This window comes from Paenibacillus borealis, from assembly GCF_000758665.1.
GTDB classification, from domain to species: domain Bacteria; phylum Bacillota; class Bacilli; order Paenibacillales; family Paenibacillaceae; genus Paenibacillus_AQ; species Paenibacillus_AQ borealis.
Genome location: NZ_CP009285.1, coordinates 6,056,944 through 6,078,064 on the forward strand (window position 1 = coordinate 6,056,944; position 21,121 = coordinate 6,078,064).

Below are 21,121 nucleotides of genomic sequence, written 5' to 3' on the forward strand. Positions count from 1 at the left end.
CCATGCTCTTATACACAAAGAGCATGGTTGTTTTTACATCTGTTTTTACATCACTTTTTGGATTCAGTTTAAATAATCATGAGATAACTTTGCTGTCATCACCAACCTGAAGCATCCTGTACCCCACTCCGATATGCGTTTGGATGTATGTTGGCTGCGAGGGCATCTTTTCTATTTTCTTTCTCAGCGTTGCCATAAATACGCGTAAGGCAGGGATGTCATAGGTAGGACTGCCCCAGATTTCATGCAGGATATGATTATGCGTCAGTACTTTTCCCACATTTTTGGCCAGTAGACATAATAGCTTATATTCAATTGGAGTCAAGTGGATTTCTTCTTCGTCCAGCCATACGCAGCCTGCGGCATAATCAATTTTCAAGCTGGCATTAGTGAATACAGAAGCATCCTTCAAAAGTTTTTCACTGTCATAACGTACTCGCCGCAAGCTCACTCTGAGCCTGGCCAGCAGTTCTTCCACGCTGAAGGGTTTAGTCAGGTAATCGTCCGCGCCTGCATCCAGCGCCTCGATTTTGTCCCGGTCTTCACTGCGTGCGCTGACGATAATAATGGGCAGATTTGACCAAGTCCGAACTTTTTTGATAATATCCACTCCATCCATATCCGGAAGACCCAAATCCAGTATCATCAAATCGGGCTGTCTGGAAACCGCCTCAATGATCGAATCCTCACCGGTTTCTGCCGTATGATATTTATATCCCTGTGTCTCCAGTGTCGTGGTAATCAGCTTGCGGATAGGCTTGTCATCTTCTACAACCAGAATCAAAGGCTTATTCATGAACATTCACCTCCTCAGCCTGCAGGGTAAAGCGGAATACCGTACCTTGCGGGAAATTGTCTTTCACTTCGATGGTACCACCATGGGCATTTACGATGGATTTGCACAGGGAAAGCCCCAGGCCTAACCCGCGGCGCCCATCCCCGCGCACATTATTTGCTGTATAGAACATCTCAAACAGCTTCGTCTTTGATTCATCCGGGACACCGGGTCCGTCATCAGCAATCTCTACAATCACCCATTGTTCTTCGCATCTCGCTGAGATCGTAATATGCGACCCGATCCCGGTATATTTAATGGCGTTGTCCACAATATTGATCAGAACCTGAATAATCAGCCGGGAATCCATTTTGGCCATCATCAACTCATCATCCAGAACAGTGTTAATGAAATGCTCCTTACTATTCCGGTTAATATGAAGCAATGCTTCAGCAATGACTTCCTCCATAAGCTCCGCCTGCAGATTCAAATTCAAGGAGCCATTGTCGATCCGGGTAATGGACAGCAGGTTCTCAACCAGATTGATAAGCCACATCGAATCGTCAAATATATCCGTGTACAGCCCCTTTTTCTGTTCCTCGCTCAGTACCTTATCGTTTCCAATGAGAATACCGGCATTCCCGGAGATACTGGTAAGAGGCGTGCGCAAATCATGGGAGATAGCGCGAAGAAGGTTCGCTCTAAGCTGTTCCTGCTGGATTTGAATTGAGCTTTCTTTTTGTCTTTCATTTAATGTTTCTTTTTCCAGCGCCAACGCACTTTCTCCAAGCATAGCAATCATCAGGCTCTTCTCAAATACCTCCAGCGGATCTTCCTGATCCATGACAACGGCCGCCACGGCAAATACGGTATCCCCTCCGCGCACGGCATGATAAAGGCAGCTGGCAGCTGAGAAGGTATCCGTAGTTGCTCCTGCCCGCTTATTGTTCTTATACACCCAGTCGGCAACCGCATATTCATTGCTTCCCGTATAATTTTGCGGATCAACAGCCGATTTCTCTTTGGCAAAAATGATCGGCTTGGACAAGATACCCTGCTGTACAGGATAAAAAATAACCGTTCTGTCCAGCAGCTTCACCATCTGTATTGCTGTTTCATTGATAATTGCCGGGATATCTTTAGCCTGCTGCAATTTTCGGCTCGTTTCCAGAAGCACCTCTGTACGGTAGGCTTTCTGCGCAGATTGGCGGGCTTGCTCTTTTACCCGCATGGTTAACGTACTCGTTATAAAGGAAGCGGACAGCATAACCAGGAAAGTGACCGGATACCCCGAATCATAGGCTTGCAAAGAAAAATAAGGCTCGGTGAAGAAATAATTGAATACAAGCACGCTGAGTACCGAGGTTGCCGCACTATATAACCTTCCTTTGGTGACCATAGCATTAAGCAGAACACCCAATATATATACCGTGATGATATTCGCTTCTCTAAAGCCTAAAAAATGAAACCACAGACCGATCATAGTACAGACAGCCAAAATCCCTACCGTTTTGGCTGTATCAGCCAGCGTCAGCTGCGGGGGTCTTGCATATGGAGGAAACCTGTTGTTGGGTGAAGGCTGAGTATCAGGGATAATATAAATATCAATGCTCGGCGCGGAGACGGTCAGCCTATCCATCAGGTTTGGTTTGGTAAACCATCTTTTTCGGTTGTTATGCGAACGTCCCATGACGATCTTCGACACCCGGCTTGTATTGGCGTATTCCGCAATCTGTCCCGGGATATCCTCCCCATATACAGTGGCAATCTGTGCGCCGAGCTGTTCGGCTAGCCTAAGATTCCACATCAATTCTTCCTTGCTTTTCTGCTTCAATTGTTTACTTTCCGGCGTTTCCACATATAATGCTGTGAAATCCCCGTGGAAAGCATCAGCCATTCTTGCCGCTGTACGTATAACCTTTTTATTAGAGGCAGCAGAAGATAGACAGACTAAGATATGCTCTTTTGCATAAAACCTGTTATCCATTTCCTGTGGACTGATTTTCATTTCGATCCTCTTGAACTGATTGGCCGTGTAGCGCAGAGCAATCTCACGCAAGGCGATCAATTTTTCTTTGCTATACAAGTGGGCGTGCGCTTGCCGTTCCTGCTCTTCACGGTAGATTTCCCCCTTCGCTAGACGTTCGATCAGATCATCAGGCTCAATATCCACCAGCTCAACCTGGTCAGCACTGTCGAAAACGCTGTCTGGAATACGCTCATGCACGGAAATACCGGTTATGGAAGCAACCACATCATGCAGACTTTCAATATGCTGAACGTTAACCGTGGTGTAGACGTTAATTCCTGCTTTGAGCAGTTCCTCAACATCACGATATCTTTTCGTATGACGGCACCCCAGCGCATTAGTATGTGCCAGTTCATCCAGCAAAATCACCTCAGGGCCTCTGCGGATCGCACGATCCAGATCAAATTCCTGTATTACAGCATCTTTGTGCAAGATTTCCAGTGGCGGTAAAAGCTCTATTCCTTCGATAAGGGACGAAGTTTCCCGCCTACCATGAGGCTTGATATATCCAGCGATCATATCGACTCCGTTTTTTTGCTCCTCTTGGGCGGCACTCAGCATCGCACAGGTCTTGCCGACACCTGCCGCATATCCGAAAAATATTTTTAACTTTCCCGGCTTCTTATCCTCCGGCATGTTAGAAATCCGATCGAGCAGGGAATCTGAACTGTTTTGATTGGTTCCCATCCACTTCCCCCTCTTGTTTCGCATTAGACCTTCCTCGAAATTCTCCTGTTTGCACAAGATTTCGCAATTTTTTCTAGTCTCGTTTAGCGCTAGTATATCATCTGCAAAATCAGCATAGTATTACGAGTTCTGCTGTAGCATTAAGATCATGTTAAGATACAGTTTGGGTAAAGCAAACGCATTCAAAAGAACGTTGCTATAATTAAGGCTCCCTTACGCTAAAGCCGCATTTTAAGTCGGCGGCCCTCGATAGATTAGTCAGGAAATAGACCGCAGGCCTTTGAAAAAGGGCGGTCTATTTTTATGGAAATTAAAAATCGTACTCGAACATAGCGTCCACACCTTGAGAAAAAATTTGAATACTCTATGTAGAACATGAACTCTACATACCTTTGAGAAGGAGGGACCAAGTAAATGGCTATTCTATCAACTGGACCAATAGAAAATAATCTGGTCAGTGGTGTAAGGCCAACACAACAGCTAACCATTAAAGCTGATAATGCTGACTCTGTTAATGATGCAAGTATTTTGATTCAGGGTTACTTCCTAAACGGGATGAGAGCTTTATATGTACTTGAATTAATTAGTGTAAATCCTAATGAAGCAATAACAATGGATTTTTTTGCAGACCTAGATGCTTTTGAGTTTGTCTTCACAACGACCGGTTTAGCAGAACAACAAATTGAAATTTCAGTTTGGGGAAAAAATGCCGCGGGACAACTTGTAACTCCTCACCGTATCGTATCTTCAGAATTGGTAGGAGCAAGCACCGGAGTGACGGGTGAAACAGGGGCCACTGGGGCTACCGGCGTCACCGGTGCGACTGGTGAAACAGGGGCAACGGGAGCCACTGGCGTCACCGGGGCGACAGGTGCAACGGGAGCCACTGGAGCTACCGGCGTCACCGGGGCGACTGGTGAAACAGGGGCAACGGGAGCCACTGGCGTCACCGGGGCGACAGGTGCAACGGGAGCCACTGGAGCTACCGGAGCGACTGGTGAAACTGGGGCCACCGGGGCTACCGGAACGACGGGTGAAACTGGGGCCACTGGCGTCACCGGGACGACGGGGGCAACGGGAGTCACTGGAGCTACCGGAGGGACTGGTGAAACAGGGGCAACGGGAGCCACTGGCGTCACAGGGACGACGGGGGCAACGGGAGCTACCGGCGTCACCGGGGCGACTGGTGAAACTGGGGCCACCGGGGCTACCGGAACGACGGGTGAAACTGGGGCCACTGGCGTCACCGGGGCGACTGGTGAAACGGGAGCCACTGGAGCCACCGGAGCGACGGGTGAAACAGGGGCAACGGGAGCCACTGGCGTCACAGGGGCGACTGGTGATACTGGGGCCACTGGGGCTACCGGAATCACCGGAGCGACAGGCGCAACAGGGGCAACGGGAGCTACTGGCGTCACCGGAGCGACAGGCGCAACAGGGGCAACGGGAGCCACTGGAGTCACCGGAGCGACTGGTGCAACGGGAGCCACCGGCCTCACCGGGGCGACTGGTGAAACTGGGGCCACTGGGCCAACCGGGGTCACAGGGGCCACTGGTGAAACGGGAGCCACCGGCCTCACCGGGGCGACAGGTGTCACCGGGGCAACGGGAGCCACCGGGGCGACAGGTGCCACCGGTGCAACGGGAGTCACAGGAGCGACAGGAGTCACTGGAGCAACCGGAGTCACTGGAGCAACCGGAGTCACTGGAGCGACAGGAGCAACCGGGGCGACCGGTGCCACCGGGGCAACGGGAGTCACAGGAGCAACCGGAGTCACTGGAGCAACCGGGGCGACCGGAGTCACTGGAGCAACCGGAGTCACCGGGGCGACCGGAGTTACTGGGGCAACGGGAGCCACTGGAGTCACCGGGGCGACAGGTGTCACCGGGGCGACAGGTGTCACCGGGGCGACAGGTGTCACCGGGGCAACGGGAGTCACAGGAGCAACCGGAGTCACAGGAGCAACCGGGGCGACCGGAGTCACTGGAGCAACCGGCGTCACCGGGGCGACAGGTGTTACTGGGGCAACGGGAGCCACCGGCCTCACCGGGGCGACAGGTGAAACGGGAGCCACTGGGGCCGCCGGAGCGACAGGTGTCACCGGGGCAACAGGTGCGACAGGAGTGACCGGGGCAACGGGTGTCACTGGAGCCACCGGAACAGGTGGCACATTACAAAACGGACTATTTACTGTGAATGTAGCATCTGTAGTAAATGGGACGGCAATTTCGTATACGACCTCATTCATTAATGGCGCTAACATTTTGCATCCGTCAAATACGACCTTTGTACTGGCCATAGGACACATTTATTTAGTATCTTTTACTTTCAGGGCAACTAGTTCAGTAAATGGAAATGTTACTGTTACACCAAGATTAAATCTAGTATTTCAAAGTCGTTTTTCAGGCAGATCGGTTACTGGAACTGTAGATGCTAATGTGAGCGTATCTGGTACATTCTTAGTTGACGCTACCTCAACTGCTATAACAATCGATTTTCTTTATAATGGATCAGCAACAACTACGTTTACGGATGGTTCTGTTTCAATTATTCAGGTTCAGTAAAATATTAAAATGGATTGGGATTGGGATTGGGATTTTCTGTATCTAAAATTTCGAGATAAGGGAGAGTCAGAGATATGGCTATTTTATCAACCGGACCGATAGAAAATAATCAGGTCAGTGGTGAAAGCCCAACCCAACAATTGACCGTTAAAATCGAAAATCGTGATTCAGTCAATAATGCGAGCATCATGATCCAGGGATACTACCTAAACGGAACCAGAACGTTATATATACTCGAAACAATTATTATAAGCCCAAATGAGGTAGTAACGAAGAATTATTATGCGAACTTTAGTGCCTTTGAGTTTATCTTTACAACCAGCGGCGTAGCAGAAGATCAAATGGAAATCTCCGTTTGGGGGAAAAATGCTTCAGGGCAACTTGTAACACCTCACCGTATCGTATCTTCAGAATTGTTAGAAGCAACAAGTACTATCGATCCTAATGCAACCATAGTGGGAGTAGGACCAAATGTTAGCTCCCAATTTAGCGAATTAAGAACAAGTGAAAAAACACCGATTATTGAACTGACCTCGGTATATGGATTATCTAGTCTAAGAGACGTTGTTGCCACACTGGGCAGTGCTACGGTTGGAAGTACCAACACGGAGTTTCAATTAACTACGACAGCATCAGGCGGAGATATCGCCATCCTCCAAAGTTCGGAAAGAGGAAGGTATGAACCAGGTTTAGCTGCCGAAGCAGGCATAGGCATCCGTTTACCGGTTGCGCCCACAGGAAGCCAAGTGGTGAGATGGGGTGCTTTTGACGATCAAAATGGCTTATTCTTTGGTCAGAGTGTGGCGAATGGAATATTTGTTGCGATTCGAAGAGCAAGTGTTGACACTGTAATTCCTCAAACATCCTGGAACGTAGATAAATTAGATGGAACGGGGCCAAGCGGGATAACGCTTAGTTTATCGGAAGGTAACATTTTCCAAATGGTATTTACTTGGTATGGATATGGAGTCATTGAATTTAGAGTAGTGCTTCCCAATGCTACGACTTTAGCACAAGAAGTAATTACAGTTCACCGGTTCTCACCTAGCGGGCAGACAAGTCTTGCTGATCCAAATCTTCCCCTGCGTGCAGAAATATTTAATAATGGCACAGCAACTGGGCTCAATTTATTTGTTGGAGGAAGACAATATAGTATTTTAGGCAAATATAATCCAGTCTTCAGGGTTACTTCCGAAAGAAGAACAGTAACTGCATCAGGAACCCTTACACCTGTTTTGTCCTTTCAAAGAAAGGAGTTTTTCCCGCCAGGTTCAGGTAGAGCAAATTCAGTCAGCGTAAAACTCGAAGCGATTGATCTTGTAACTTCAGAAGATATTTACTATCAACTCATACTCGGTGGAACGATTGATGGAGCATTTACAAACTTCCCCACTGTGACTACTAATATCCCCTCTTCAGAAACAGCTCTTCTAGTTAATAATACTCTAACAACAATATCAGGCGGTCAGGTACTATTACAAGGGCTAGCTGCTGGAGTTGGAGGTATTGCTCGAATTTCAGCCTCTGCTTCATTATTGGATTTCCAATTGCCGGATAATGAATTTGTCACACTGGCTGTAGCTAATTTAAGTGGCGCTACTAATTCTGTTACTGCAACTTTTAGCCTTACAGAAGAATGGTGAAAAATAAATTTAAAAAAGGGGAGATTATGTCAGATATTCTCCCCAACAGTTCAACTCAGTACCTTGACAGGTCAATTTTCAGTATACAAGAGCTTTAATTGGCCTTATGCCTGCTAAGTGATGAATTTCTAATCGACAAGACTCCTTGCTCATCTGATTCCTACAGCTGTACTAGAAATCAGCTACAAGATTAAGTTAAGAACATAACTTAGGTGTAAAACATCTAATTATGAGCTCCTGTGCCCCAAGAGGGCCTAGTGACATCGTTACTTTGAATTATTTCTTTAGATTCAATGTTATGGATTCATAAATACAACATCGTATTCGGGAAAAGCCTCCGTCCATTTGGCAATCGTCTTCGGCAGTTCAGTTGTATTCGGCACGTTGGTGTAGAACCGGACAATGGCGACATCAATATCTTCAATGCTGTTCTCATTATCCGTGTCGAGCACCGCTGCCCAGTAGTGGCCCTGTTTATCATACATAATGATCGCTTCCGTCAGTGTAAACAGTCCGCGCACGCCGCCTGAGATTACGCTTGCACCCAGTCCATCCAGATCCTTCGGCTTATCCAGCAGCTGCATGCTGTACAGGAACAGATCGTAATCATCCCCTACCACTGTGCGGAAGGCTTTGTCTTCCGCAGCTGTCTTGAAGACACCTGTATCCTTCAGCGTGTAGACACCCTCTTTGTATGGGCCTCTGGCATATTCGCCGGTGTAGGTAACGTTCGCACCTGCAGAGTATACCGGCGAAGGGCTGGTCACATACAGCTGTCCGTTCAGCAGGTAGAAAAAGACAACCGAACCGTCCTCTTCCTTGTATACAGCCATCCGTTTGCGGACCACAGCCGACTCTTCATACAGCTGGCCGGAATGGCCGCCATCAAATGCATCAATGGAAAAGGTCAGCTTATCACTCTTGACGTTGCTGAATTCCACATATCCCCCATAGAAAGGTGACTTGCTCGCCATGTACCATTCGCCGTTCCACTCGGCAGCTGCCGGGACCTTGACACTCTTGGCAGCTGTTGCCGTCAACGCCTCTACCGGCAGCTGGCGGGTACCGTCCGGGTTGCTCCATACCCCGGCAAAGCCGGTTCCGGCAATCCACCAGCCCTCGAAACGGCCCGTTTCCTTACCTTTGGCATCGTATTCATACATATTGACTATTTTGCCGCTGACATTACCTGAGAGTTTGATTGTCTTCTTGTATTTGTCGTAATAATAACTGCCGGTCAGTTTCCCGCTGCTCTCAATCTTCACCGACATATGAATCGGCAGATTCCCGTTAATTGCGCCGGTCAGCGGCACCAGTCCGTTCGTGGCCGGACTCTGGGTTGCCGCTGCCACCTGAACCGGAGCAGCCTTATCTTGTACCGGAGCGGCAGCTGCCGCCGGGATAATGAAGAGTGCGGGCAGCAGCAGCGCGGCAGCCAGCAATGTACCTATTTTACGTATCATAATGAACCTCCCTTTCACCCCGTTTATAACAGATATATTACACTGTATGCCATAAATTACCCTATTGTTGTCAGGTAAACCCTCAGAACCTCAAGGTCCTGAAGAAATTTACGGCAAGAGGATACACTATGATGGGCCATCAAAGGGTTTGGGTAATGACAACTAAAGACAAGGAGATGATCATGAATGCCAGAATCTCATCATGACAGACCGAAGCAGAATAGCTCTATCGAAACTTTCTCCTTCGAGGCAGACAAGCTGCTGCCGAATAATCCGGAGCTTCCGGCAGTTCTGTATACAGGTGCATTTCAGGAGAACCCGGCAAACGCAGAGCAGATCTTCAATGATAACGGCTGGCGGAACAGCTGGGTGAACGGGGTATTCAGCTATCACCATTACCACAGCAATGCGCATGAGGTGCTTGGTGTGATGTCCGGCAGCGCCAGCCTGCAGCTAGGCGGCGATGCCGGCCGCAGGGTTGAGGTGTCAGCCGGGGATGTCCTGGTGCTGCCTGCCGGTACAGCACATAAGCGGCTCACGTCCACGCAGGACTTCCGCATCGCCGGCGCTTATCCGGGCGGAGCAGATTACAACACCCGCCGGGCGACGCCGGATGACTTCACGGCGGCACTCTCCGAGATTGGCAAAGTGCCGCTGCCGGACAGTGATCCGGTCTACGGTGAGACAGGTCCGCTGCTTGAAGTGTGGGGTATTAATCCATAAGTTAATTATTACTCACCGGCAAGTGTAAGCCACTTGCGGTTATGATGCTCCTGTACTTCAACAGGGGTATCGAAGAAATCACTTAGCACATCTGACCGCAAGCAGTTTACGGTCTTGTCCCCTTTGTAGATTTCACCGTTCTTCACCAATAACGTATGCGTGAAGCAAGGCGTTATCTCTTCGATATGATGCGTTACATACAGCAAGGTGGGCCCGCCGGGCTGCTGCGTAATCTTCTCGATCATCTGCAGCAGCTGTTCCCGGGCAAAGATATCAAGTCCTGTACACGGCTCATCCAGGATTAACAGTTCCGGATTCGCCATGAGCGCACGGGCAATGAGGATTTTCTGGCGCTGTCCCTGCGACAAGGTGTCGTATGTACGGGCAGCCAAAGGAGCGCAGCCAAGGAATTCCATCAGCTCCTCCGCTTGTTTCAGATCCTCCTCATTCGTCTTGTCATACAGGCCAATGGTTGCGAATTTCCCGCTGAGGACAATATTCAGCGCAGTCTGATGGCCGTACAGCTTCTGCTGCAGCGAAGTGCTGACCCACCCGATCCGTTTGCGCAGCTCCCGCAGATCAACATCGCCGAAGCGGTGGTCCAGCACCTCGACCTGCCCCGTCGTCGGCCAGATATAGCCGTTCACAACGTTCAGCATCGTCGTCTTGCCTGATCCGTTCAGACCAACGATACACCAGTGCTGCCCCTGCTCCACTTCCCAGTTCATATCGCGCAGAATCATCGTTTTATCCCTTTGCCAGGATACATTTTGGAGTGATATGATCATGCCTCATTCCCCTCTCTTATTAAGGTTTTCGTCAATTCTACAGCTCGGAAAGCGTGCCGTTTAGTATATTCAGAGTCCATTGTACTGCCTGATCGGAATCGCCATTTTTAATAGCTTCATACACTTGTTCATGGTAGTAGGATTGGGGATCATGGGAGCTATAGCTGCGGTTCAATTGATTCATAGCCTCTGATAGAACATGCGAGAAGGTCCGATATAAGTCAATGATCACGGAATTTTTACTGGCCATTGCCACAGCCAGATGAAATTCAATATCCGATTTGGCATAGAGCTCACGGTCATTCTGCTCCAGTGCCGTCTTCCTCGTATCCAAATGCTCCCGCATACGGGACAGGTCTGTGCCATTATGCCGCAGAGCTGCCAATCTTGAAATTTCTATTTCAAGCATCTTCCGGGCTTCGAACACCTCAATTAGCTCTGCACGGTGTAAACGATGGGTAAGCGGTTCTTGAATGACGGGGCCGGATTTCAAATACGTACCGAACCCCTGTTTTTTCTCAAGCAGCCCGGCATGAACCAGCACACGAATGGCTTCGCGGATGGTAGAACGGCCTACATTGAACAGTTTCATTAGCTCAGGCTCCGGAGGCAATTTGTCACCGGGCAGGATAAGCCCCTTTGATATTTGCTGTTGGATTTGATTCACAATATCGTCTACCAGCTTAACGGGTTGAACGGGCCGGAACGATCCCTCTTCAAACATCTGATCATCTCCTCTTTGTTGCAGATTACCATGATCTACGTTACTTAACAAGCTGCGGATACAAGAAAGAGCACATCCCGTAGAATGTGCTCTTCTTTGAGTCAAGATTAGTTACCCGCTTTCCCTTATTTCTCCGCCAGTCCGGCTACGATCTGATTCATCGGATTCGTGAACAGGGCATACAGAATGGCAGCATTCTCCTGTTTGCTCAAGGCTTCTCTGGATTTGAAATCAACAGCCCCCTTGGCATCCGCCTTGATGTCAGGTCCGTACAGGCCCAGAGCCACGGCCATCTTCACTGCCGGAACGGCCCATTTATCCGTATTACCGGCCAGCTTCACATCCTGGAACAGCTTATCCGGGTACTGTGCACTGAGCAGCCTCCATACCATGACCGCCGCCTCCTGGCGGGAAATGACCCGGTCAGGCTGGAATTCTCCGCCTGCTGTTCCCTCAACCATTCCAAGTTCTACAGCCATTTGTATATAACCGGCATCCGGATGGCCCTGCAGATCAGGGAACGCCAGCTTCGTGGTCTTGCTCTCCTTGACACTGCTGCTCTCCAGCAGCAGCCGCACATACTCGGCCCGAGTAATTCCCGCTTCAGGCTCGAAGCTGAGCGCTGCATCATTCGGCAGATAACCCAGCGACTGCAGCATCATAACCGGGACCGCATAGGGATGGCTTGCGGTGACATCGGCATAACCTGCGCCGTCCGGTCCTTTCTGCGCATAGCTGTAAGGATTGAGATACGGTTCTTTCAGATAAGCTCCTTGTCCGTCCGCCGTCAATTCAAAACCGGTAAATTTCTTAGTAAGCTCATCCATGAACAGATTATCATCTACCTGTTGCAGCTGGCGGGTGCCCAGCAAGGCATCGCTAATGGTAAGCGCTCCCTCTTGTACAGCAACTGTAGAGACCAGGCTCTTGAGACGGAGATCCGCATAGTAGCCGGTGAACGCATCCAGAGCCTCAGCACTCAGCGGCTGGAAGGTGTCCAGCTTCGCCGGTGCGGCGTATTGCGGGAAGAACGCCTTGATGAACGCCGGGTAGAACAGCTCCCGCAATGCGCTCTGCTGATTGTAGGCAATGAACACCCCGGTGTTCTGCTCCGGGATCAGGAACATATAAGTGCTGAAGCCGATTAAGTCGCCTGCTTTGGTGATAATCTTGGAGCTGCTGCCGGCAGCGGGAAGCTGAATAGGTGCTTCGAAGCCATAGGTCGTATTCGGCAGCAACGGGTGGATGGAGGAACGGTATTCCTCCATGGCATCTACTGTACTTGCAGCCAGAATGCGGTTATTCCCGGAAGTGCCTCCGTTCAGAAAAGCCGTCATGAACTTGCCGATATCATCGGCAGTAGATAGCATGCCTCCATGCGGCATAACTGTCGGAGTTACTGTGTACAGATCAAGCGCCTTACCGGTGGCATCATAGGCGGTAGCCAGATCTTCTTTCAGCTTGCCTTCCAGCAGGTAGCCGCTTGAATCCATATTCAACGGGGAGAATACATACTTCTCCATATAATCCTCATAAGGCATGCCGCTGGCCTTCTCTACCACCAGACCCAGCAGCAGTGAAGCGAAGTTGTCATACATGTAGGAAGTGCCCGGCTCACGGACCACCGGCGGCATATTCTGCAGCACATAATCCTCTATCGATACCTTTGCCTCGAAATCATCGTTGATATCTTCCGGCTGGGGGTCCTGAATGCGGAACCCGGTAGTATGGGTCAGCAGATTCTCCACCGTTACCGGAACACCGAAGGGATTGTCGAAGACAATCGGCCCGGTATAGGTCTGGAAATCCGCTTTCAAATCGATTTTGCCTTGCTCTACCAGCTGCATGGCGGCAGCGGCAGTGAAGGTTTTGGATACCGAGGCCATACGGAAGACCGTTTCGTCCGGGTCTACCGCTGTTTTGGCAGCCTTGTCCGCGTAGCCGAAGCCCTCTTCAATCACCGTCTTGCCATCCTTAACCACAATGACAACCGCACCGGCAAGCTGCGCTTTCACCTCTTCCGCGCTGAAGAATTGCTTGAGGAACGCTGCGGCATTCTCCGTCGTCAGCGGCTTGGCTTGTGCGGCAGCAGCTGCCGGAGGTGCAGACGCGGGAGAAACTGCAGACGCTTGTACCGCCGGGGCCGCCAGCGTCAGAATCAGGGCAGCGGCAAGCACTGTCCTCGTCCAGAAGGCAGAACGGTTTCGCAATATAGACAACTTCATTCACTTCACTCCATTCCATGAAATAGTAGATATAGTTGTTTCTACGGCAGTTCATGGAAATGGGTTCATTTAATTCCGCAGCACTTCTTCCATTTTCTTCAGCTTTCTGTAAATAACCGAGCGGTCCACACTTAATTTTTTGGCCGCTTCTGTACCGTTTCCATAACAATCCTTCAGCACTTTTACTATATAACGCCCCTCTGCTACTGCAGTGAAGTCTTTCAGCGCAGACAGGCGATGTTTATTCTTGTCGATGAAGTGGTCGATTGCAAACCAGTCCGCAACCTGATCCTCTTCCTCCTGGTTAATTCCCGTGTATTCCGTAACCACAAGCCGTTCGATATAATTCCTCAGCTCTCTCGCATTCCCGTGCCAGGGCTGACTCAGCATCTTCTCAAACTCTTCCGCACCTAAGACATATTTCTTCCCGTACATTTGATTGAAGCTGGCGATGAAGCTGGAGATTAAGCCTACCAGGTCCAGCTTGCGGTTACGCAGCGGAGGGATATGAATCGGGATCACATTAATCCGGTAATACAGATCTTCCCGGAACAGGCCCTTCTTCACCATACTCCACAGATCCCGGTTCGTAGCTGAGATCACACGGCAATGGACCGGGATATTCACGATGCCGCCGACGCGTCTGACTTCATTATTCTCCAGAACCCGCAATAGCTTGGCTTGCATCTCAAGCGGCAAATCCGCGATTTCATCCAGGAACAGCACCCCGCCGTTCGCAATTTCAATCATGCCCTTCTTCACTTCAGATTGCCCTTCCATGACGCCTTTCTCATATCCGAACAATTCATATTCAAATAAAGACGGGGCAATCGCTGCGCAGTTAATGACAATGAAGGGCCCCTTCCACTTGTCACTCTTCAGATGAATATATTTCGCTATAACCTCTTTACCGGTCCCGGACTCACCGTAGATTAAGACTTTGCTGTCATAGGAAGCCATTTGATTGCATACCTTGATAATCTGCTTCATGGCAAGGCTCTCAGCCACAATGCCCTTCCCGCTCCCGGCCGCCGCCTCTCCAAGCTGCTTGTTCATCTGCTGGGTTACAGGCACGTTGGCTTCATAATAAGCGTGCTCCTGTTTGAATTCATTGGAAGTGGTGACGACCAGCTGTACCTCCCCATCCTTGTCCAGAATAGGAATCGCTGTTGAGAAGATATGAAATCCTCTTGAGGTTACGACATTTTTTGAGACCTTTTGTTTACTTTGAATGGCCTCCATCGTTATCGAATGCGGATAATAGCCGGCCTTCACCAAATCCTGGACATTCGCCTTCAGCAGCTCCTCCAATTGAACTCCGATGGTTAAAGCGGTAAATTCATTGGAAATTAATATATTTCCGTGTGGATCGGTGACAAATAAAGTCGAAGGCAATTCTTCGATAATGTCGTTCATCGTACGTTTGCCTGATTTTTTATTTTTTCTCGTCAAATTCACCAGTCCCATACAATTATAGTAACGCTTACATCCTTATCCGGAAAAAAAGCCAAACGATATCATTACGTAAATGATACCACTTGGCTTATAATATGACACTTTATTATGCGCCTACAACTGATAATGGTCCCAGCTGTAAATGTCCGAGCTTCCCGAGGGTTTCCTGCGCCTCTTCGAACATCGTGGTAATCATCTCTTCAACCGTAGTAATCTTATTTACCATCCCGCAAATCTGTCCTGCCATTACGGAGCCGGTATCCGTATCTCCTTCAAATACAGCCCGGCGCAAAGATCCCAGGCTTAATTTCTCCAGCTCCTCGCGCGAAGCCTTCTCATTCTCTAGTCTCAGGAATTCAGCAATCATACTATTCTTGATGCTTCTTACAGGACCGCCCAGGCTGCGGCCAGTCACTGTTGTGCTCGTATCATCAGCATTAATGACGGCTTGTTTGAAGTTCTCGTGAGTAGGGCATTCCACCGTAGCCAGGAACCGGGTTCCAACCTGAACGCCTTGCGCTCCGAGTGCAAATGCCGCTGCGATACCCCGGCCATCTGCAATCCCACCCGCTCCAATTACCGGAATCGACACTGCACTGGCGACTTGAGGCAGAAGAGCCATCGTCGTAGTTTCACCCACATGTCCGCCGGCTTCGGTTCCTTCGGCAACAATCGCATCGACACCTAAGGCTTCCATTTTCTTGGCGATTTTGACCGAAGGAACTACCGGAATCACGATAATGCCATGCTCTTTGAGCGTTGTCATGTACGGGGCAGGCGTGCCTGCACCCGTGGTCACAATCTTCACGCCTTCTTCGATAATAACCTCAATAAGCTCAGGGATATTGTTCATCATCAGCATCAAATTTACAGCGAAGGGTTTATCGGTGCTTGCTTTCACCTTACGAATCTCGTCACGGAGACGGTCCGCAGTAAATCCGCCTGAACCGATAATGCCCAGCCCTCCTGCATTGGACACAGCCCCTACCAGAGGAGAAACTGCGATTTGAGCCATCCCCCCCTGAAAAATCGGATATTTAATCCCTAATAGTTGTGTAATCGACATTGTGTTAACCTCCATTTATATTGTTCATTAATGTAACTCAGTTGCTTAAGCGGCTTGGGTAACTTCAGGTTGTGGCGGCTGTTGTTTGTCCATTGCTTTGTACACAAAGGTTAGAGCAAAACCAACCAAAGAGATTACCAGCGCGATGTAAAAAGCATTCGTGAACATTCCGTCATTGGCCGCTGCCACCTTACCGGCAATTCTTGGTCCGAAGAAGGCCGCTCCTGAATAACCGATAAAGGTGACACCATAGTTCACACCGTAATATTTCATCCCGAATTTCTCACCGACAATCGAAGGGAAGATGCCCATGGTTCCGCCGAAGCACAAGCCAATGCCTGCAATGGCTACCGCAAATCCGGCAATGGATGTCGATAATGCTATAGTCAGCATCATGGCCGCAATGACCAGATAGATCATGAGCAGACATTTTACCCGGCCGATTTTGTCGGATACAGCGCCCCAGAATACACGGCCGATGCAGTTACTGAGTGAGTACAGACTTACATATAGCGCTGCGGCTGCGGCAGAGAGGCCAAACATCTTCTGTCCGATGACAGACGCATTGGCGGTTACCATCATTCCTGACAAGGCACCGATTAAGAACAGGCAGGCGATGACATAGAAAAGCGGCTTCTTAATCATTTCGTGCCATTGTACATTCACGCCACCCTTAGCAGCTCCGGCAGCCGGAGGCGTCCAGCCCTCAGGGGCATAACCGGCCAGGGCTGGTCGAACAAGCAGACCCAGGCTCAGAATGATGACTAGAAAGACGGCACCGAGCATAATCAAAGCCGGCTGGACACCCTGGCCGCTGATTAATGCGTTGGCAATCGGAGCGATAACGATGGTTCCGCCGCCGTAGCCCGCTGTAACAATTCCTGCAGCCAAGCCTCTTTTATCCGGAAAGAGCTTCACACTGTTGCCAATGGTAGAGGAATATACAATCCCCTGGCCGATCCCGGTAATTACACCGTAAGTGATATACAGCATCCAGGGTGCGGTTGCGAGTCCCGACAGAATGAAGCCAATCCCGAACATGGCTCCGCCAATAAATATAGCCTTCCTGGCTCCCCCTTTATCGACCAACTTCCCTCCCAGGATCATGGGAATTGGAGAAATCGCCGCGTTGATCGTGAAAGCCATCATAATATCAGGCATCGTGACATCAAACACTTTGGTTAACGGAAGGGCGAAAATACTGAATGCGTATATTGCACCTACACAGATATTAATGATGGCCGATGCGATCAGTATCCTCCAGCGGTTTAACTGAATATTCATGAGATCATCCCTTTTCATAGTGTATTGAAGCACGGATAGATTAATATACTTCCAATAAGACCCGGTTTTTCTCGGCAATGATAGATTTCAGCTTCCCCCAGTGTTCGTGGAACATGGCTTGATCCATTTGCTTGAGCGCGGGTGAGATCACCGGTACAAACTCCATCTGATCCAGAATATGCGTCTGCAGATCAACACCCGGTGCGATTTCAGTTAAGGTTACTTTTCCATCCAGCAGCTCAAATACTGCGCGCTCCGTAACATATACAACCGGTTGCTCTACTTTGGCCGCATAAGAACCGCTGAACGTGATCTGCTGCACCTTCTTAATGAACTTTTTCACTTTTCCCTCTTGAAGGATGTGCAATTTCCCGTCTTCAACCTTGATCTCCAGACCGCCGGCAGTAAATGTACCTGCGAATACCAGCTTTTTGGCTGCTTGAGAGATATTAATGAATCCGCCACATCCGGCTACCCGGGTACCAAATTTGCTGACATTTACGTTCCCGGACTCATCCATTTGAGCGAGGCCAAGGACAGATAAATCGATACCGCCACCATCATAGAAATCGAACTGCGCGTCATGATCTACGATGGCCTCAGAGTTATACGCATGGCCGAAGTCCTTCAGACCTGCAGGAACACCCCCGATAGAACCGGCCTCCGTGGTTAGAATCAGCTGGTCACTTACTCCCTCCTCTTCTGCTATGTTGGCAACATTAACCGGAATTCCAACCCCAAGATTCAGGATCGCATTCGGCTGAAGCTCTATTGCCGTCCGGCGGGAGATGATTTTGCGCTCATCCAGCGGCAGCGATTCAATAGATTCGGTAGGCACCTTAACATGACCGGAGAATGCCGGATTATATTGGGTGTTCTCTGTCTGGTAATGATTCTCCGGCTTGGACACGACAATATAATCTATTAGAATCCCTGGAACTTTAACATCCTTAGGGTTAAGGGTGCCGCGCTTGGCAACCGTCTCTACCTGGGCGATCACGATCCCTCCCGAGTTGCGGACTGCCTGGGCGATAGGCAGGACCTCCATATGCAGGCCTTCCTTTTCCAGCGTCAGATTGCCGTTCTCATCTGCCACGGTTCCGCGGATCAAGCCGACATGAATGGGAAAGGATTTATAGAATAACCACTCTTCTCCCTCAAGCTCGATAACCTTCACAATGTCTTCCTTCGTGGACGGGGACATTTTGCCGCCTTCGACCCGGGGATCTACGAACGTCTCCATGCCCACTTTGGTAATCACACCCGGACGTTTGGCGGCAATTTCCCGGTAGAGCTGAGTAATTACACCCTGGGGCAAATTGTACGCTTCACATTTGTCTTCTTCGATCAGCTTCGCCATCCCGGGAGAAGCAATGGCAATTCCGCCAATCCAGCGTTTAATTAAGCCTTCATGGCCTAAGTGGCTCATCCCTTTGTCGCGGCGGTTGCCGACTGCACTGGCGTGCATGACCGTCAGATTCCTCGGCAGCCCTGTTTGCATGAAGCGGTCTTCAATGGCTATCCCCATCTCTTCTGCCCAGCAGGATAATCCAAATCCGCTGGCTGCCACTGTATCTCCGTCTTTGATGAGTTCCGCTGCTTTGGCGGCTGAAATTACTTTGGTCATTTCATCTGCTCCCTTGTATGTGAATAATTTCACTTCTCTAATTAAAAAAATAAAACAGTTGCTTCATACGCCTTGAACATATTGTGAAATATTTTTCAATGTCATCGTATTACAGAAAAAAGGACCGGTCAACCGGCCCCAAATGGCTTTAATTCAAGGTTTTTTTCTGTTGTTTTTTTGCGACTGGCTCTGTTGAACGCACCCTTTTCAAGCAGGTTTTTCTGCAATGCCTGATAAGCAGGCTTGAACAAACAGCTGCAATACAGGGCTGAATTTCCCCCACCCGGCTTAGAGGTATGAGTCGCAAAATAACCACACTATTTCATCACGCTTACTCTGCTGTTAGTGACAACAACGCGGAGGCGGCCTATTCTATCCGGCGGATAATACAAATGCATGCAGAATGGAATTTAAGATATTCTGTACCAGTGAAGAAAAAATAAAATATTTTTTCCTCGGGGCGTAAATTGCATTTTTGCAACAGCGGATGGAAGCATAATTACCGCAAATCTAAGCAGAGTAAGTTAATAACCGACCTTCCGCTTCTAAAAAAAGAGCGAGACCTGGCGCTTCAAGCGCGCTTGTCCCACTCTTTCCTTTATTCAATGTTCACGGTATACGCTTCATTTTAAAAACGTTTCAATGCAAGCTCTATTCCTCCAGCCTCCGGAAAGCTGCCCCCGGATGTGTATCCGCCAGGCGCGTGGCTCCCTTTCCGAACAGCCGCTCACGGAGCGTCGTTTCCTCGTACCGCTCACGGAATATCCCCCGCTGCTGCAGCACAGGCACAACCTGCTCGACGAAGTCGCGGTGTCCTCCTGGCAGCACATAACGTTCTAAGTTGAAGCCGTCCACTCCCGTCTCCTCCACCCAATACTGCATTTGGTCCGCGATCTCTTCTGCTGTGCCCGCCACGGTAATTCCCCGGAATTCCTTGGCCGAAAAGTTGTCGATGACATCCTGCACCGTAGGAGTGAAGCCGCTGTGCTTCGTGTATCTTTCCGTATGGGTGCGGCCCTGCTCTGTCTGCAAATTGGTGAACGGCGCGTCCGGGTCAAGGGCTGTTAGGTCGATGCCCGTCGAGGTCTCGTAAGTGAGCAGTGCAGCTTCCTTGCTGGCATAACTCCGGTAGGATTCCAGCTTCCGCTGCGCTTCCTCCTTCGTCCGTCCGACGACGGCGGACAAGCCGGTGAAGATCTTGATCTGCTCCGGGCCTCTTCCATAGACTGCTGCCCGCCGGCGGATATCCTGCACTTGTGCACGCAGTGCCTCGGCGGTAGGCGCTTTGAGGAAGACGCCTTCCGCATGTTTGGCTGCGAAATCGCGTCCACGGTCCGAGCTGCCCGCCTGGAAGAGAACCGGTGTCCGCTGAACCGAAGGTTCGCTTGAGTGGGCTGCAGTCATCTGGAAGTAACGCCCTTCATGCTTGACGATATGCACCTTGGAAGAATCGGTATAGCGGCGGCTGAGCTTGTCACCGGTGACCGCATCCTCTTCCCAGCTGCCCTCCAGCAGCTTGTAGCTGACTTCCATGAATTCCTCCGCCTGCTCATAGCGCTCGTCGTACGGCAGAATACCGCTTCGGCCGAAGGCCTCCGCCCCGCTGATCCCTCCCGTGGCAACCACGTTCCAGCCGATCCGGCCATTGGTGAGGTGATCCAGTGTCGAGAACCGGCGGGCGTTCGGGAAGGGCAGCTCATAGACGGGAGATGCCGTAGTCACGAAGGCCAGATGTTTAGTCGCCGCCGCCAGCGCGGGGATCAGGAGCATCGGGTCGTTGGTTGGCGCATACACCGCTTCCCGGTAGGTGAGCTCCCGCTTATGATTGGGATAGCCGTACGAATCGGCAAAGAACATGAAGTCGAACATCCCCCGCTCCAGAAGCTGAGCCAGCTCAATCCAGAAATTCAGCTCCTTATACCGGTAGGACTGATTGTCCGGATGTGCCCACAACCCCTGAGTCATCTGATTCAGCGTGTTGATGTCGAAGATGCCTAGATGGATTTTTTTCACCTGAGAACTCATTCCTTCCTGCTCCATGATTCGTCTGTTAATAGAATATGAATA

At 50.0% G+C, this 21,121-nt stretch carries 14 protein-coding genes; 3 read left to right on the forward strand and 11 right to left on the reverse strand.

The window, feature by feature from the left end:
* Positions 1 to 76: 76 nt before the first annotated feature.
* Both PBOR_RS25695 and PBOR_RS25700 read right to left on the reverse strand, forming a co-directional pair.
* Positions 77 to 796: a response regulator gene (locus PBOR_RS25695; RefSeq protein WP_042216578.1), complete on the reverse strand. Its 720-nt coding sequence runs from the start codon at positions 794 to 796 to the stop codon at positions 77 to 79.
* A complete protein-coding gene (locus PBOR_RS25700; RefSeq protein WP_042216581.1) occupies positions 789 to 3,491 on the reverse strand; it encodes a sensor histidine kinase in 2,703 nt (900 codons plus the stop codon). Before PBOR_RS25700 ends, PBOR_RS25695 begins: the two co-directional genes overlap by 8 nt.
* Positions 3,492 to 4,265: 774 nt before the next feature.
* On the opposite strand from PBOR_RS25700, the gene PBOR_RS25705 reads away from it, so the two are divergent.
* Both PBOR_RS25705 and PBOR_RS38175 read left to right on the forward strand, forming a co-directional pair.
* Positions 4,266 to 6,056 (forward strand): exosporium protein, encoded by a 1,791-nt coding sequence (locus tag PBOR_RS25705; protein ID WP_281191884.1) that lies wholly within the window; start codon positions 4,266 to 4,268, stop codon positions 6,054 to 6,056.
* Between the two features lie 74 nt (positions 6,057 to 6,130).
* The gene (locus PBOR_RS38175; RefSeq protein ID WP_245647914.1) at positions 6,131 to 7,699 is read left to right on the forward strand and encodes a hypothetical protein; all 1,569 of its coding nucleotides are present in this window, start codon (positions 6,131 to 6,133) and stop codon (positions 7,697 to 7,699) included.
* 296 nt (positions 7,700 to 7,995) lie between these two features.
* On the opposite strand, the gene PBOR_RS25720 is transcribed toward PBOR_RS38175, so the two are convergent.
* Positions 7,996 to 9,162 (reverse strand): hypothetical protein, encoded by a 1,167-nt coding sequence (locus PBOR_RS25720; protein ID WP_042216583.1) that lies wholly within the window; start codon positions 9,160 to 9,162, stop codon positions 7,996 to 7,998.
* Between the two features lie 186 nt (positions 9,163 to 9,348).
* Between PBOR_RS25720 and PBOR_RS25725 the strand changes: the two genes are divergently transcribed.
* Positions 9,349 to 9,885: a cupin domain-containing protein gene (locus PBOR_RS25725; RefSeq protein ID WP_042216585.1), complete on the forward strand. Its 537-nt coding sequence runs from the start codon at positions 9,349 to 9,351 to the stop codon at positions 9,883 to 9,885.
* 8 nt (positions 9,886 to 9,893) lie between these two features.
* On the opposite strand, the gene PBOR_RS25730 is transcribed toward PBOR_RS25725, so the two are convergent.
* The 8 genes from PBOR_RS25730 to PBOR_RS25765 all read right to left on the reverse strand — a co-directional run bounded on the left by PBOR_RS25730 (position 9,894) and on the right by PBOR_RS25765 (position 21,079).
* A complete protein-coding gene (locus PBOR_RS25730) occupies positions 9,894 to 10,673 on the reverse strand; it encodes an ABC transporter ATP-binding protein (RefSeq protein WP_042216587.1) in 780 nt (259 codons plus the stop codon).
* Between the two features lie 37 nt (positions 10,674 to 10,710).
* Positions 10,711 to 11,397 carry a FadR/GntR family transcriptional regulator gene (locus PBOR_RS25735; RefSeq protein WP_042216589.1) on the reverse strand — a complete coding sequence of 229 codons (687 nt, stop codon included), beginning with the start codon at positions 11,395 to 11,397 and terminating at the stop codon, positions 10,711 to 10,713.
* Between the two features lie 125 nt (positions 11,398 to 11,522).
* The gene (locus PBOR_RS25740) at positions 11,523 to 13,622 is read right to left on the reverse strand and encodes a serine hydrolase domain-containing protein (RefSeq protein WP_042216590.1); all 2,100 of its coding nucleotides are present in this window, start codon (positions 13,620 to 13,622) and stop codon (positions 11,523 to 11,525) included.
* Positions 13,623 to 13,691: 69 nt separating this feature from the next.
* Positions 13,692 to 15,089, reverse strand: coding sequence for a sigma-54 interaction domain-containing protein (locus PBOR_RS25745; RefSeq protein WP_042216592.1), 1,398 nt, complete (start codon positions 15,087 to 15,089; stop codon positions 13,692 to 13,694).
* A gap of 94 nt (positions 15,090 to 15,183) precedes the next feature.
* Positions 15,184 to 16,143 (reverse strand): DUF561 domain-containing protein, encoded by a 960-nt coding sequence (locus tag PBOR_RS25750; protein ID WP_042216594.1) that lies wholly within the window; start codon positions 16,141 to 16,143, stop codon positions 15,184 to 15,186.
* 45 nt (positions 16,144 to 16,188) lie between these two features.
* Positions 16,189 to 17,427 carry an L-lactate MFS transporter gene (locus tag PBOR_RS25755; protein ID WP_042216595.1) on the reverse strand — a complete coding sequence of 413 codons (1,239 nt, stop codon included), beginning with the start codon at positions 17,425 to 17,427 and terminating at the stop codon, positions 16,189 to 16,191.
* A gap of 40 nt (positions 17,428 to 17,467) precedes the next feature.
* The gene (locus PBOR_RS25760) at positions 17,468 to 19,054 is read right to left on the reverse strand and encodes an acyl CoA:acetate/3-ketoacid CoA transferase (protein WP_042216597.1); all 1,587 of its coding nucleotides are present in this window, start codon (positions 19,052 to 19,054) and stop codon (positions 17,468 to 17,470) included.
* 651 nt (positions 19,055 to 19,705) lie between these two features.
* Positions 19,706 to 21,079 carry an LLM class flavin-dependent oxidoreductase gene (locus PBOR_RS25765; RefSeq protein WP_042219950.1) on the reverse strand — a complete coding sequence of 458 codons (1,374 nt, stop codon included), beginning with the start codon at positions 21,077 to 21,079 and terminating at the stop codon, positions 19,706 to 19,708.
* Between the last annotated feature and the right edge of the window lie 42 nt (positions 21,080 to 21,121).